The sequence below is a fragment of the uncultured Thiodictyon sp. genome (assembly GCF_903946935.1).
GTDB lineage: Bacteria > Pseudomonadota > Gammaproteobacteria > Chromatiales > Chromatiaceae > Thiodictyon.
Genome location: NZ_CAJAXH010000100.1, coordinates 1 through 13046, shown reverse-complemented (window position 1 = coordinate 13046; position 13046 = coordinate 1). Strand labels below are relative to the sequence as shown.

9 protein-coding genes are annotated in these 13046 nt (G+C 67.6%); 1 reads left to right on the top strand and 8 read right to left on the bottom strand.

Annotation, left to right across the window (positions count from 1 at the left end; genetic code table 11):
* Positions 1-7: 7 nt before the first annotated feature.
* From QZX93_RS09195 to QZX93_RS09160, 8 genes are all read right to left on the bottom strand, one after another.
* The gene (locus QZX93_RS09195) at positions 8-373 is read right to left on the bottom strand and encodes a response regulator (protein WP_295385813.1); all 366 of its coding nucleotides are present in this window, start codon (positions 371-373) and stop codon (positions 8-10) included.
* A 305-nt stretch (positions 374-678) separates the two neighbouring features.
* Positions 679-2919 (bottom strand): hybrid sensor histidine kinase/response regulator, encoded by a 2241-nt coding sequence (locus tag QZX93_RS09190; RefSeq protein ID WP_295385815.1) that lies wholly within the window; start codon positions 2917-2919, stop codon positions 679-681.
* 12 nt (positions 2920-2931) lie between these two features.
* Entirely contained in the window at positions 2932-4356 is a 1425-nt protein-coding gene (locus tag QZX93_RS09185) for a CheR family methyltransferase (RefSeq protein ID WP_295385817.1), read from the bottom strand.
* Positions 4353-5429, bottom strand: coding sequence for a chemotaxis-specific protein-glutamate methyltransferase CheB (gene cheB, locus QZX93_RS09180; RefSeq protein WP_295385819.1), 1077 nt, complete (start codon positions 5427-5429; stop codon positions 4353-4355). Before cheB ends, QZX93_RS09185 begins: the two co-directional genes overlap by 4 nt.
* A gap of 11 nt (positions 5430-5440) precedes the next feature.
* The gene (locus QZX93_RS09175) at positions 5441-7393 is read right to left on the bottom strand and encodes a methyl-accepting chemotaxis protein (protein ID WP_295385821.1); all 1953 of its coding nucleotides are present in this window, start codon (positions 7391-7393) and stop codon (positions 5441-5443) included.
* A 434-nt stretch (positions 7394-7827) separates the two neighbouring features.
* Positions 7828-8943 (bottom strand): BPSS1780 family membrane protein, encoded by a 1116-nt coding sequence (locus QZX93_RS09170; RefSeq protein WP_295385824.1) that lies wholly within the window; start codon positions 8941-8943, stop codon positions 7828-7830.
* Between the two features lie 107 nt (positions 8944-9050).
* Positions 9051-10211 carry a TMEM43 family protein gene (locus QZX93_RS09165; protein WP_295385826.1) on the bottom strand — a complete coding sequence of 387 codons (1161 nt, stop codon included), beginning with the start codon at positions 10209-10211 and terminating at the stop codon, positions 9051-9053.
* 147 nt (positions 10212-10358) lie between these two features.
* Positions 10359-12317 carry a hypothetical protein gene (locus QZX93_RS09160; RefSeq protein ID WP_366760046.1) on the bottom strand — a complete coding sequence of 653 codons (1959 nt, stop codon included), beginning with the start codon at positions 12315-12317 and terminating at the stop codon, positions 10359-10361.
* Between the two features lie 293 nt (positions 12318-12610).
* Here QZX93_RS09160 and QZX93_RS09155 point away from each other — a divergent pair.
* A partial coding sequence (locus QZX93_RS09155; protein ID WP_295394530.1) for a hypothetical protein occupies positions 12611-13046 on the top strand: 436 nt, incomplete at its 3' end.

The following is a 13046-nucleotide window of genomic DNA, read 5'->3' as shown; positions in this document are numbered from 1 at the left end:
ACCGGCGTCAGGGTCGAGCGGCCCCCGCCAGGGTTGCCACCAGGACCGGTAGCGCCTCCTCCAGCGCGGCGTCCTTCATCAGCGCGGCGGAGAGCCCCGGCGTCTGGGCCAGAATGTCCGCGGGGTCGTCCCCGGTCAAGAGGACAAAGGGCAACGCGAGCCCGCGCTCACGCAACTCCGCAAACAGGTCCAGTCCGCTGACCAAGGGCATATTGAGATCGGAGATCACCAGCTCGATCCCATCATCCGCGCCCAGTTGTTCCAGGGCCTCGATCCCATTCTCGGCCAGTCGACACTCATGACCCTGGTCCTCGAGCAGGGCGGCGACCAACTCGCCGGCCAGCGGGTCATCGTCGACGATCAGAATATGCATACGCAGGTCCTCAGTCTAGCGGCCGGCCGGGGCAAACCGATTGGAAATGCCATGGTCAATCAAAAAGAAAGAATTATTGTCCGCAAATGAACGCGAATAAACGCAAATAAAGAAAGGGGCAGTCGCTCGGGACGCGTCCAACCCCTCTCCGTAACCCGGTAAAAAGATCGGCGGTGCAGCGCAATGGCCACGCAGAACGGAAGGCCACAGACCTTTCCACCATACTCCATTGAGCTTTAGACTTTTATTTTTTGCGTTCATTTGCGTTCATTTGCGGACAAACCATCTTCCTGAAGTGTTTGGGCTCATGCGACATCGCCCAGGAGGTTGCGCAGGGTATCCAGCAGGCCGGACTGGTCGAAGTCGCCCTTGACGATATAGGCGTCGGCGCCCACCTGGACGCCGCGGCGCTTATCTTCCGCCGTTTCACGCGAGGTGATGATGACGATCGGGGTAGCTTCGTACTGTGCGTTGGCACGCAGCCGTGCGGTCAGTGCAAAGCCATCCAGTCCGGGCATCTCCACATCGGTCAGTACCGCGTCGAAGCGCCCGCCCAGGGCCTTTTGCCACCCCTTGAGCCCATCCTCCGCGGTGGTGACCCGATAGCCGTAGGCCTCCAGCACCTCCTTGACGATCTCACGGGTATTGAGCGAATCGTCGACCACCAGTATATGCCAAGGCTCGGTGCGTCCCTGGTGGGCCGGGTCGCGCGCCGCCGCGGCGACGCTGTACTCACCGCGGGCGCGCCGCGCCGCCGCCAACAAGCCCGGGGCCTGCAACACGCTGACCAGTGCGTCATCATCGCTGACCACCAGCCCGGCCACCAGACCGCCGAGCCCGGCCCCAGACTCGGATCCGGCCCCGGACCGGGCACCGCGCAGGTGCTCGGGCAGCGGCTTGATGACCATCGCCTGCTCGTCGACCAGACGCTCGATCAGCAGACCGAGCTTGGCCTGGCGCACCCCGATCACCACCGCGAGGGTCGCCCCGCCGGCCCCCCGGCCCGGCGGCGGCAGTCCCACCAGCTCGGCCAGCGGAACCAGCGGTACAAACTCATTGCGCAGCACCACCGCTGGCCGACCGGCCAGGGTCACGGTCTCCCCTGGGCCGACCCGGATCAGCTCCACCACATGCTGGGCGGCCAGACCGAAGCACTGCCCGCCGGTCTCGAACAACAGCACCCGCATCACCGCGAGCGACAGCGGGAGCCTGAAGGTGAAGGTCGTGCCCGCCCCCGGACGGCTGGCGAGCGAGACTGCACCATGCAGGTCCTCGACGACGGTGCGCTTCACCACGTCCATGCCGACCCCGCGCCCGGACAGGTCGGTGATGATCTCGCTGGTGCTCAGTCCCGGGGCATAGATCAGGTCCCAGACCTGATCGTCCGTAAGAGCCGCCGCCCGGGCCGGGTCGAGGAGCCCCCGGCCGACGGCCCGGGCGATGATGCGCTCGCGGTGCAAGCCGTGCCCATCGTCGCTCACCTCCACCTCGACCCCGCCGCCGATCTGGCGCGCCGCAATACCGATCTGACCGAGCGGCGGTTTACCGGCCGCGCGGCGGCCGGCCGGGTCCTCGAGCCCATGGTCGATCGCGTTTCTCAAGACATGCAACAGGGCATCGCCCAGGCCATCGATGACCTGGCGGTCGAGCTCAATCTCGCCGCCTTGGACCACGCAGCGCACCTCCTTGCCACCGGCGCGGGCAAACTCACGCACCATCCGCGCGGCGGGGTCGAAGACCGTGGCGAGCGGCAGCATCCGCAGCCGCAAGGCGCGCTCGTTGAGCGCGGCGGCGAGTTGCTCCTGGGCCTGGAGGTCATCGCGCAGACCCAACACCAGGCGGTGCAGGGCCTGCTGTTGGTCCGCTCCCGCCGGAGCCGCCGGCGCCTGCGTCGCCCGGTCCAGGGATTGCGCCTCGCGCAGGCGTCGACGCGCCCTGGCCTGGACCCGGTTCACCTCCCCGATCAGCCGGATCAGCTCATCGAGCCTGGCCAGCGGCACCCGCACGCTGGCGCCAATGCGGGGGGCGGTGCCCGAGCGCGCAGGCGATTGGACTGGCGGCACGGCTGGCGGAGAGGGCTCCATGGGGGCCGGTTCGGGGGCCGATTGGGGCGCCGGTTCGGCGACAGGCACCTCGCCAACACCGGGTGCAGACGCCGGACCACCGGCCGCCATGCTGGCCAGGGCCGCACACAGGGTCGGATCGGCGGGCGGGTCGCCACCCTCCGCCGCCACCCGTTCGAGCTGGGCCGCCAGCGCATCCACCCCCCGCAGCAGCAGGGCGATCCCGGCGGGCTCTGGCCGGTACTGACCGGCGCGCAGGGCCCCCAGCAGGTCCTCCATCCGATGGGCGGTCTCACAGATGCCGGTGAGCTTGAGCATCCGCGCCGAGCCCTTGATGGTATGGGCGGAGCGGAACAGCGCATTCACCGACTCGGGGTCATCCGGCGCCGCCTCCAGGGTGGCAAGCCCGGTCTCCAACCGGCTCAGGTGATCGCGCGCCTCGCCGATGAAGCGCTCGATGAATTTGCTGATGTCCAGTGCCATGCCGGGCGCGCCTCAGGCCGGTTCCGCCAATCGCGCCAGGCGCGCCCGACACAGGTGCCGCAGGTCGGCGACCGGCAAGGCCGACGGCAGCGGGCCCGCCCAATCGGCCGCGCCGCACCCCTCCAGCAGACTCAACGTGATGCGATACTCGCGCCGGGCCACCTCCAGATTCCCCGTGGCACCCCGGCACTGCGCCAGCTCAAAGTGGGCCGGCCAATAGTCGGGTCGCGCATAGATGGCGCGGCGCAGGTAGTCGATCGCCTCGCCCAAGACACCCTGGGCGCGGGCGATGCGCCCGCGCAGCACCAGGGCCTCCACCGACCATGCGTCCAACTCAAGCAGACGCTGCGCCGCCGTCGCCGCCCCCGCCAGGTCGCCCAGCTCCAACAAGAGATGGGCATGCAACGACTGGACCAACGCGGGCACCGCGGGCCCGGCGCAGACCGGGGACAGGACCGCGAGTGCCTGCGCGAAGCGCTCGGCCTGCGCCAGGGCCAAGGCCTGCCGATAGAGCGTCTCGGGGGCCGGTGCGACCTCCCGCGGCGGCGCGGGACGCGGTGTAGGAGGCGGCGGGGCCGGGGCAGGTATCGCCGAAACCAAGGGTTGCCGAGCACGCGCGGGCGGGACGCCCTCGCTCCTGTTGGCAAAATACCAGACCCCTTCATGCTCGGTCAGTGCCAGCAGCCCGAAGCCATTGGCCAGGGTTTCGGTGATGCCGACGATGAGGTAACCGCCCGGTCGCAACAGCGTACGCAGCCGCCGCAGCACCGACTCGCGGATGGTCGAGTCGAAATAGATCGAGAGGTTGCGATAGAAGATCACATCTTGGCCGTGCAGGTCGGCCGGATAGGGGTCGGAGAGCAGATTCAATGGGCGAAAGGCCACGCCCTGATGCAACGGCTCCGCGATCTGCCGCAGTTCGTCCGGCCCGGGGCTGAACCAACGCGCCATCAGTGCGGGGTCCAGCGCGCGGAAGGCATAGGGGCGATAGCAACCGAGCCGCGCCTGGGCGATGGCCTGGGGATCCAGGTCACACGCCTCGATCCGAAACAGCCGCGCGGCCGACTCACCCCAGCGCTCGCGCAGCGCCATCGCGATCGAATAGGGCTCCTCGCCGGTGGCACACCCGGCCGAGAGGATGCGCACCGGCGTCCCCGGGTCGCGGTCGCGCAGCAGACGCGGCACCAGGTGCTCGGTGAGCAGCCGCAGGTGTTGCGACTCGCGGTAGAAATAGGTCTCCTTGATGGTGAGCAGACCGGCCAGGTCGAGCAGTTCGGACGTATCCCCGTCCAGGCGCGCCAGATAGGCGTCCTCCCCCGCCACCCCGAGCGCCGCCATGCGCTCACCGATGGCGCGGCGCAACGCTGTCTCACCATGGCCCTCGAAGCTCAACCCCAGCCGCGCCCGCAGCAGGGCCTTGGTGGCGTCCAGGTTCACGCCGACCGCCCTCGTACGAACGCGGGCGCGCAGCCGACGAGCCGCACCAGTTCGGCCGCAATCGCCTCCAGTGGCAGCACCCGTTGCACGCCGCCGGTCGCAATCGCCTCCCGGTTCATACCGAAGACCACCGAGGTGCCCTCGTCCTGGGCGACGGTCGTCCCGCCGGCGGCGGCGATGGCGGCGATGCCCCGCGCCCCGTCGCGCCCCATGCCGGTCAAGATCACCCCGATCGAGCGCCGGCCGACCACCGCGGCCACCGAGCACAGCAGCCGGTCACAACTTGGCCGATAGATCTCGCTGGAGGCCCGCGGGCAGAGCTGGAGCGAGCGCCCCGGCACCAGGGTCAGATCGGTGGCCGAGTCCGCCAGGTAGATGTGGCCGGGCCGCAGCAACTCGCCCTCGCGGGCCAGCGTGACCGGGAGTGGGCAGAGTGCCGCGAGCCACTGGGCCATGCCGGCGGCGAAGCCGTCGGAGATGTGCTGGGCAATCAGCACCGGGGCATTGAGCCCCGCGGGCAGGGCCGGCAGCAGCCGCGCCAGGGCCTGGGGTCCACCGGTGGAGGAGGCAATGGCGATCACGGCGCCGCCTGCCTGGGCCGGGGCGTGGTTTGCGCCTGCCGCTGGGGCGGGGCCGGTCGCGTGACCCGCCCGCCCGCCGGTGTCGGCGCGGGCCCGCAGATGGCGGATCACCGGCACCCCGGACAGCAGCCACAACCGGTCGGTAAAGGCCCGTCCGTCGTCCAGGCCGGGCTTGAAGGTGGCATCCAGTGCGCCGCCGGCGACGGCGGCCATGGCATGGGCGGCATCGGCACAGTCGGAGACCACCAGGATGCGAGTCGCGCAGCGGTCCATGATCTCGGCGATGGCCCCGTACCCATCGAGCACCGGCATCCGCAGGTCCATGGTAATGATCGCGGGCAGCAGGCGCTGCGCCTGCGCCACCGCGGCGCGGCCATCCGCCGCCTCGCCGCAGACCGTGAGACGCGGGTCCTGCGCGATCAGGGCGCAGATCAGCCCCCGGGCGGTGTCGCTGTCGTCCACCACCAGGACGCGCACCGGCGCTGCGTTCATGTGCGGCTCCACTACGCCTGTGTTACGTCGCCGGCCGGCTCGCCCGTCGGCGCCCCATCGGTCAGGTGGAAGCGCCCCACCCGCTCATCGAGTTCGGACGAGAGGCGGGTCATGTCCTGGGCGATAGCGGCGATGCGCCGCACCGAGGCGGCGGTGTCGGCACTGGCCGCGACGATCTCGCGCAGGGCCACCACCACCTGGTTGCTGGCGGTGCGCTGTTGCTGGCTGGAGAGGCTGATCTGCTGGGCGGCGCGGGTGGTCTCGCCGGCCCCGTCCACCATGGCATCGAGCAGTTGCTGGGTCTGGGCAGACTCCTGCATTCCCTGCTCGATGCCCACAGTCCCCTTCTCGGAGGTCACCACCAGGCGGCTGATCGACTCCTGGATCTCGGCGACCTTGCCCGCGATCTCCCCGGTCGACTCGCTCACCGAGTCGGCGAGTCGGCGGATCTCGGTCGCCACCACGCTGAAGCGCCGCCCGGCCTCACCGGCGGAGGCCGCCTCCAGGGCGGCGTTGAAGGCGATCAGGCGGGTCTGATCCGCCACCGTGTCGATGATCTCCATGATGTGGGAGATCTCCTTGGACTTGCGCCCCAGGTCGAGTATCTCCTGCACCGCCGTCTGACTGTCGCCGCGGATGTCCGCCATCCGTGTCACCAATCGGTGCATGGCGTCCGCCCCCGCGCGGCTGTTCTCGAAGGTGCGCCGGGCCACCTCCACCACCGTCTCCGAATACTCGGCGATCTGGCTCGATGAGGCGGACAGCTCCTCCATGGTCGAGGTGATCTCGGCCACCGAGGCGGACATCTCACTGGAGTTGGCCGCCTGCCCGTCGACCGCCTGGGCGATATCCCGCGCCGCCCCGTGTACCGCGTCGGCCTTGGTCTCGACCTCGGTGACCAAGGCGTGCAGGTGCCGGCGCATCGCATTGGCGGCGCCCGCCAGTTCGGCCAGTTCATCGCGCCCGCTCCCCGGGATATCGCGGCTCAGGTCGCCCGCCGCCACCCGCGACACCCCGTCGGCCAGGGCGCGGATGCGCCGGCTCAGGGGGCGCGCGGTCAGCTGCGCAATCCCCAGACTGAGCAACAGGGCCAGCGCCCCGATCAGCAGCGACTGACGGGTGGCCGAGCGCAGCGCCGCCGCATAGGGTGAGCGGTCCCGCGCTACCTCCACCACCCCCAGTGGGACACCGGAGTAATCCCGGATGAGGGCGGCATAGACCGCCAGCGGCTGGCCGTCGTGCTCGATCTCAGCCAGTTGCGGCTCACCGGCCAGGGCCAGGCGCAGCCGCGCGTCATCGAGCAGCGGCCGGTCGCCGTAGGTGCCGGCGAAGGTCTCGAAGGCCCCGTTACGCAACAGATTCAGTCCGGCATCGACCCCAAAGTTGGCCTTGAACGCGGTGAAGAAGGGCCGGCCGAAGGTCATGCCGAACTCGACCACGCCGACATACTGCTCACCGTCGCGCAGCGGCACCATGCCACGCACCCCGAGTCCGGCCACCCCGACCTCGATCCCACCATGCGGCTCGTGGGTCCGACTGGTATCCACCACCGAGTGACGGATGGCCGACAGGTCGTCGCCGAACTTCTCGGGCATATGCACGCGCAGGAAGGAGGTGGCCGGCGCGCGATGGAATTGGAACTGCGCCGCCCCATAGTCCTTGGCCAGCACCTTAAAGGGTGGTACCAGCGCCTCCCGCAACCAGTCCCGGTCGCTGGCGGCGAAGCGCTGCTGCACCTCCGGGATGTTGGCCACCAGGGCGCTCAAGGTCTCCGCCAGCCGCGCCTGGGCCGCCACCGCCGCGGTGAGGCTCTCCATGGACTGGCGCAACTCCGCCCGCTCGGCATCGCTCACCACCGAGCGCAGACCGAGCAGGCTGCCATAGCTCAAGGCCCCGATCGCAATCAGGATCGCCAGGCCCATGCCGAGCGTGATGTTGGCCCAGAGACGCAGATTCTTGAACATCGTGGCAGCCTTGGTTGACCGCAGTGGCGGCAGGCTGCCAGTTTACGCGATTCGCTCGCTGCTGGTGACACCGCTCCGGCGGTGTCACCCAGGGGTTGGCCGCTGCGCGGCTCGGACTGATCGGCGCCCGCCAGGGCCGCGGTCAAGCGCTGCGGCCTCGCGGGGTATCAAGAAAGGGCCGTTGTCACGCCAAGGCGCCAAGCTCGCCAAGGTTTTTCCGTGTGTTATCAGCGTTGGGCCAGTCACCCGGCGGGTGATCGGGATAGTGGGTCTACCCTATCGTATTTCTTGGCGAGCTTGGCGCCTTGGCGTGAGCAATTCCCGGAGTTAGGTTTACGTCAGTGCCCAAAGGTCCACGAGATTGATCGTCACCGCCTCGAAAGGCGGCAGCGGCACCCGCGCGCCGCCCGCGAACCGCCTGCGAATGACGCGACTCAGCGGTAATAGATGTCCCGATACGCCAGATAGATCGCGATGGTCATCACCGGCACCAGGACCAGGAAGCCGAGCCCCAGGGTAGCCACACAGGCCAGCGACAGGGCCATTGCAATCAGGCCAAAGACCAGGAAGGACAGGACATTGCGCCAGCACCCCTGGAAGCTGAGTGAGAAGGCGCGCAACACCGGGACCGCATTCAGGGCCACCAGGGCGGGGGCAAAGAGGATGAGCATGGTCCAGACGCCGCCGACGAGCGTAAGGAACAACAGCGACACCAGTACCAGGGGTGCGAATTGTGCGAGTTGCGAAAGTTGCGCGGAGTCTAAGGCGTCTTGATGGGTCATGGCCGTGAGATCGGGACCGGCCGACGCCGCGACCAGCACCACGCCGAGGCCGACGAACAACCCGATGAGGAGCGCAAACCCGAAATTGCCCGCACCGATCAGGGCCAAGGCCCCGGGCTCGCGCTCAAACCCCGCGAACAGTTGCTTGACCGTGAAGCCCCCGCCCTGGTGCTGGGTGTGGGCGCCGATCATCAGGCCGCCGGTAAAGATGGGCCCCAGGACGACCATGGCGAGCCCGCCGACGAAGGGGACGAAGTTCAGGACAAAGGAGATCGCGAAGTAAACCAAGGTCGCACCGATCCAGGCCCAGGGCCGGTCGGTAAACAAATCCCAGGCCTCGGCGATCCAGCCCCAACCCCGACCGGCGGACACCGAGCGCGGGGGGTGCAGGCCCTCTCCGCCCCAGTCGTTCGCGGGCGCCCTGAGGTCGGCGGTCGGCGGGGCATAGGGGTTGTCGGGCACCGCGGGGCGCTTGGCCAGGACCACCGTGCGGTCCAGGTCGATCTCCAGCGACTGACCGGCCGCCGACATCCGGCCCTCGGGCTCCAGTTCGACCACGAGCCCGATCTCGCGCAGCTCGCCGGCATAGCGTTGCGCCTCAATCGCGTCCAGGCCGCACTTGAACACGCTGCGCCGCCCACCCAGGATCAGCTCCCGGGCGCGCTGCTGCGTCATCCGACAGCGCTCGGCAAAGGCCGTGACGATCTGCTCGGCGGCCAGTCCGGGGACCAGCTCGCCCATGAAAACGATACAGTAAAGGGGTGCCATCGCGCTCTCATTGCCTCCGCATTTGACTGGACTGGACTGGACTGGCGCTTGCTTGCCTTCAAGCAATAAACTCGCGCCTGATCCGGATACGCCGCGTGTCGGCGCAGCTATTTCGCATCAACAACAGCGACGGCGTGGCGCGGCATAAACTTCATGACGACGAGCGCAACCACCGCGACCGCAATCAAGATACCGGCCAATAACGGACGCACGAAAATCCACGCCACCGCAATCACCAGCATGGCCAACAGAAGCGCGACCAGGAAGGCCAACAAACCGGTTCCCATCGCAATCAAGTTACCCAGGAACGGCAAGACCGATCCCAACGCCGACAACGGACTAAGAATCATCGCCAGGCCGATCCACATCAACAAGAAGCCGCCGACGCGAATGATCCAGGTCATCACGACATTGTCATGTTGCGCAATCGCAAACATGGCGTTGGCATCCAGTAAACCCATTTGCAACAGGTCGACATCGCCACCCGCCTTGGTGTGATAGGCACTAAAGCTGTTACCCTGTTGCTGCGCGACAATACTGACATCGGCGGGATTGATCACCTTAAAACTGACTTGTAAATCGCCAACCTGGGGGTTGGCGACATAACTCCCCAGATAAAAACCATCACCCATCGGGGTGGGCGTCTTACCCGGCAGGGGCGCGGGCATTTGCAGCGCTCGAACCCGCAGGGCCTGGGCGCCGGACAGCCGACCGACCTGCGCCGCATTGAGCCTGAACGCGCCTAGCCTGACGTCCTTGGCCTGGAACGTCTCACTCTTATAGGGCATGACGGGATTGGTGTGCCCAACTGGATTCTTAAACCGACTGGAATCGATTGGATCGCCACTCCATTGCTTACTGTAGGAATACGTCTTGGTCGTGGTCTTGGTGCCGCCGAGTTGTTCTTTGGTCTCGGTTGCTTCCGATTCCTTCCATTGATACATAGTAACCACCCGCTGCAATTCAATGGCAGGGGCACTCACACCGAACACCTCATCCTTGAGTATTTCATCGGTGGTGGCCAGACCACTGACATGGACCAGCCGACCATCATTCGCCGGATTGACAGCGTCCGCCGCCACCGCGACCACCACACCCTGGCTTTCCTTTAAACTATTGTAGCGCTCAACGGAATTGCCTTCATTCCACCACAACAACGGGAAAGCAGCAACAAACAGGAGCAAGCCAAACACAATGGACTTGAACGAGCCGCCAATGCGACTAAACCAGGTTTGACTGGTCACCTCGGTGTAAGAATCATCGGACATGACACACCTCTACTCTTCTAGCATTGGAACAGGATGGGGACCACCATCAGCCTTGATCGTCGTTCCAAGCGAAGCCTCGGGACGCATAGCGTCCAACACCTGAGTGACACCGCTCGCGCGGTGTCACGAGAGGCACGAGAGGTAGACTCAGGCGGTGACCCGTTTCAACCAGCTCAGGATGCCGGGCTCGGCCTCCCATACATCCCGCATGGCCTCGCGATACATCCAGGCCTGGTCATCGCCGCCCGGGGTGACCCCGACGGGGCTCAAGCGCGGCCGTTTGATGCGCTTGCGGGTGAGATAATGAGGAATGCGCGGCAACCGGTGGACCGCGGTCCCCAGGGCGGTGCGCGCCCGCTCCTGCTCGCCTAGCCGATAGAGTGCCAACACCTCGCCGTAGGCCAGGTCGGCGAGCAGATCGTCCGGGAAGCGGCGCACCAGGGCCAGGGCCTGCTGGTCCTCGCCACAGCGCAGGTAGTGGTTCATCAGCTCGGCGCGCACGCCGTGGTTGTCCTGGGGGTTGAGCCGCAGCAGGGTCTCCAGGGTGAGGGCCGCGCCCTGGGGCTGGCCCTCCTCCAACTGACACAGATAGCGCCGGAACAGCAGCCGCAGGAGCGGCCGGTTGTGCTGCCGCGCCCACGGCAGATAGTAGGCAGCCTCCGGCGGCAGGGCGCCGGTCACGAGCATCCAGGCCCGCTCGACCAGCGGACGCAGCAGGGCGTGTGAGATCCAGGGCAGCGTACTCTCCGGGTGCTCGTAGAGCGCGGTGGCCAGGTCGTCCAGACAATCGAGGCTGTCGGCCGCCTCCGGGTGGGCCAGCAGGAAGTCGCTCCACTGGGCGGACTGCCAGACCCGCCCCTCATCGGCCAGCGTCAGTCGGATGGACTCGGGCTTACCGCCGGGGAAGAGCGAGCGCCACTGGGCCTCCAGGCGCCGCACCGCTGCGGGCGGGCGCAGCTCGGCGGGGATGCCGAAGAACTCCAGCGGCCGACGCCGCACCCGTCCCAGCGCATCGTCGAGCAGTGGGAGCTGGCCCGCCGCAACCGGTTCGCGCGGCGGCCGCACCGGCACCAGCCGATAGTCCGGCAGGGGCCGGGCGGTGGCCACCGACACCCAGTCGTACAGGTCCAGCAGGATCGGGTCGAGTGCATCGGCCTGGCTGTCGACCAGGGCCTCCTGGGGGTCATCGACCGCCTGGGTCAGGAACTCCATGAACCCCTCGTCCCGGAACCCGAGCCGGCGCAGCCGGTGCAACCAGAAACTCGCCCGTGCCCGCGCCAGGTCGTCGCGGTGCTGGGCGGCGAGCAGGGTGATCTCCAGGAGCGCCGTCCCCGGGTTGTCCGGGTCGCTGCGCAAGGCGGTGGCGAAGGCGGTTTGGGCCCCCGCAAAATCGCCCTCGTCGATATACATGGTGGTGCGCCGCTGCCAGGCGGCGGCCTTCAGCGCACGGCCGCCCTCCTGGCCCAGGCGCTCCATGAAGGCGAGCTTCTTGCGCCAATGGTCGAGCCGGTCATAGGCGTCGCAGAGCACGTCGAAGGCCGGTTCATAGTCGCCATCGAGGTCCGCCACGCTACCGGCGAAGAGCGGCTCCAGCAGGGCGACGGCACGGCCGGGTCGATCCTGCTCCAGCCAGCGGTCGGCCAGGCGGGCCAGCAGTGGACGGGGGATGGCCCCCGACGCCAGTGCATCCTGGAGCGTGCGCTCGGGCAGCTCATCGAGCAGCAGCTCCCAGATCAGCTCGCTGGAGAGCTCAGGGAGGTCGTCGACCGCGCCGCAGCAATAGCGATAGCGCTCGCCCGACCCGCAGGGACAGGCCGCCTCGGGCCAGGGGGTCGGCAGCGGCTGGAGGCTGAAGCCCTGATCCGGACGGGGGGTGGCGTTCCAGATCGAGGTGGCGAGCAGGTGGGCCAGGCGTCGGATCTCCACCGTGTCGAGCCCGTAATCGTACAACCCCAGGCCCTGCGGTACCTCGACCTCGGCCCAGGCAAAGAATTCCTGCGGCGTCGCGCCGTTGATGATCTGACGCACCGCGAGCAGGATAACCTGCTCGAAGCGCTCGGTGTCTGCGGTCTCATGGTGGAACATGGTGCGTTCCTCGTACTTCAAGTGGCGATCCGATAGCGCGCTTCTGGGATCGGACGTCAGCGTTCTGCGGGGGATTCTACCCCGGTTGCACGTCGCCGTGTCGACCCCGCATCGCCCTGCGGCCAACGGGCGGCCGCCGACCACTGTGAATCCTGAGAAATCCTGTTAATCCTGTCCCATTACTTGCCGTCGCTATGGTTCTCGAACATAGGCACTGAGTGCAACCCCTGCTTGGTCTGAGGCGCAGCGCCTTTACAGTTATAGTGGCGCACTGCCCGCAAATCCCTCGTCATTACCCCCACCGAGTGCATGCCATGGCCGAGTCCCAGGTCAGAATCTTCGTCTCCTCGCCGGCCGACCTGGACCATGAGCGCGGCCTGATCAAGGACATCGTCGACCAGCTCGCCCAGGAATATCTACCCTATTTCAAGCTACAGGCCGTGCTCTGGGAAGAGGAGGCACTGACCGCCGCCCAGAGCTTCCAGGCCGGGCTGGCGCGTCCTGCCGACTGCGAAATCGTGCTGGTGATGCTGTGGACCCGCCTGGGCACCCCGCTCGCGGACGACCCCTATGGCGGGATGACCGGCACCGAATGGGAGTTCGTCGACGCGGCCTTGATCATCGTTCCGGCCACCCCCGGTTACGCCGCCACCAGCAGGAGCGCGGACGACTTGGGCGGACGGGGCCGTCGGCGCGCTGGTGACGGAGGCAACGGCATGCGCTGGAGCACCTGCGCGAACAGCGTTTCGT

Excerpts from the sequence above, each read along its gene's own strand:
- QZX93_RS09195 (WP_295385813.1), bottom strand. The coding sequence starts at position 373 with ATGCATATTCTGATCGTCGACGATGACCCGCTGGCCGGCGAGTTGGTC.
- QZX93_RS09190 (WP_295385815.1), bottom strand. The coding sequence starts at position 2,919 with ATGGCACTGGACATCAGCAAATTCATCGAGCGCTTCATCGGCGAGGCG.
- cheB (WP_295385819.1), bottom strand. The coding sequence starts at position 5,429 with ATGAACGCAGCGCCGGTGCGCGTCCTGGTGGTGGACGACAGCGACACC.
- QZX93_RS09175 (WP_295385821.1), bottom strand. The coding sequence starts at position 7,393 with ATGTTCAAGAATCTGCGTCTCTGGGCCAACATCACGCTCGGCATGGGC.
- QZX93_RS09170 (WP_295385824.1), bottom strand. The coding sequence starts at position 8,943 with ATGGCACCCCTTTACTGTATCGTTTTCATGGGCGAGCTGGTCCCCGGA.
- QZX93_RS09165 (WP_295385826.1), bottom strand. The coding sequence starts at position 10,211 with ATGTCCGATGATTCTTACACCGAGGTGACCAGTCAAACCTGGTTTAGT.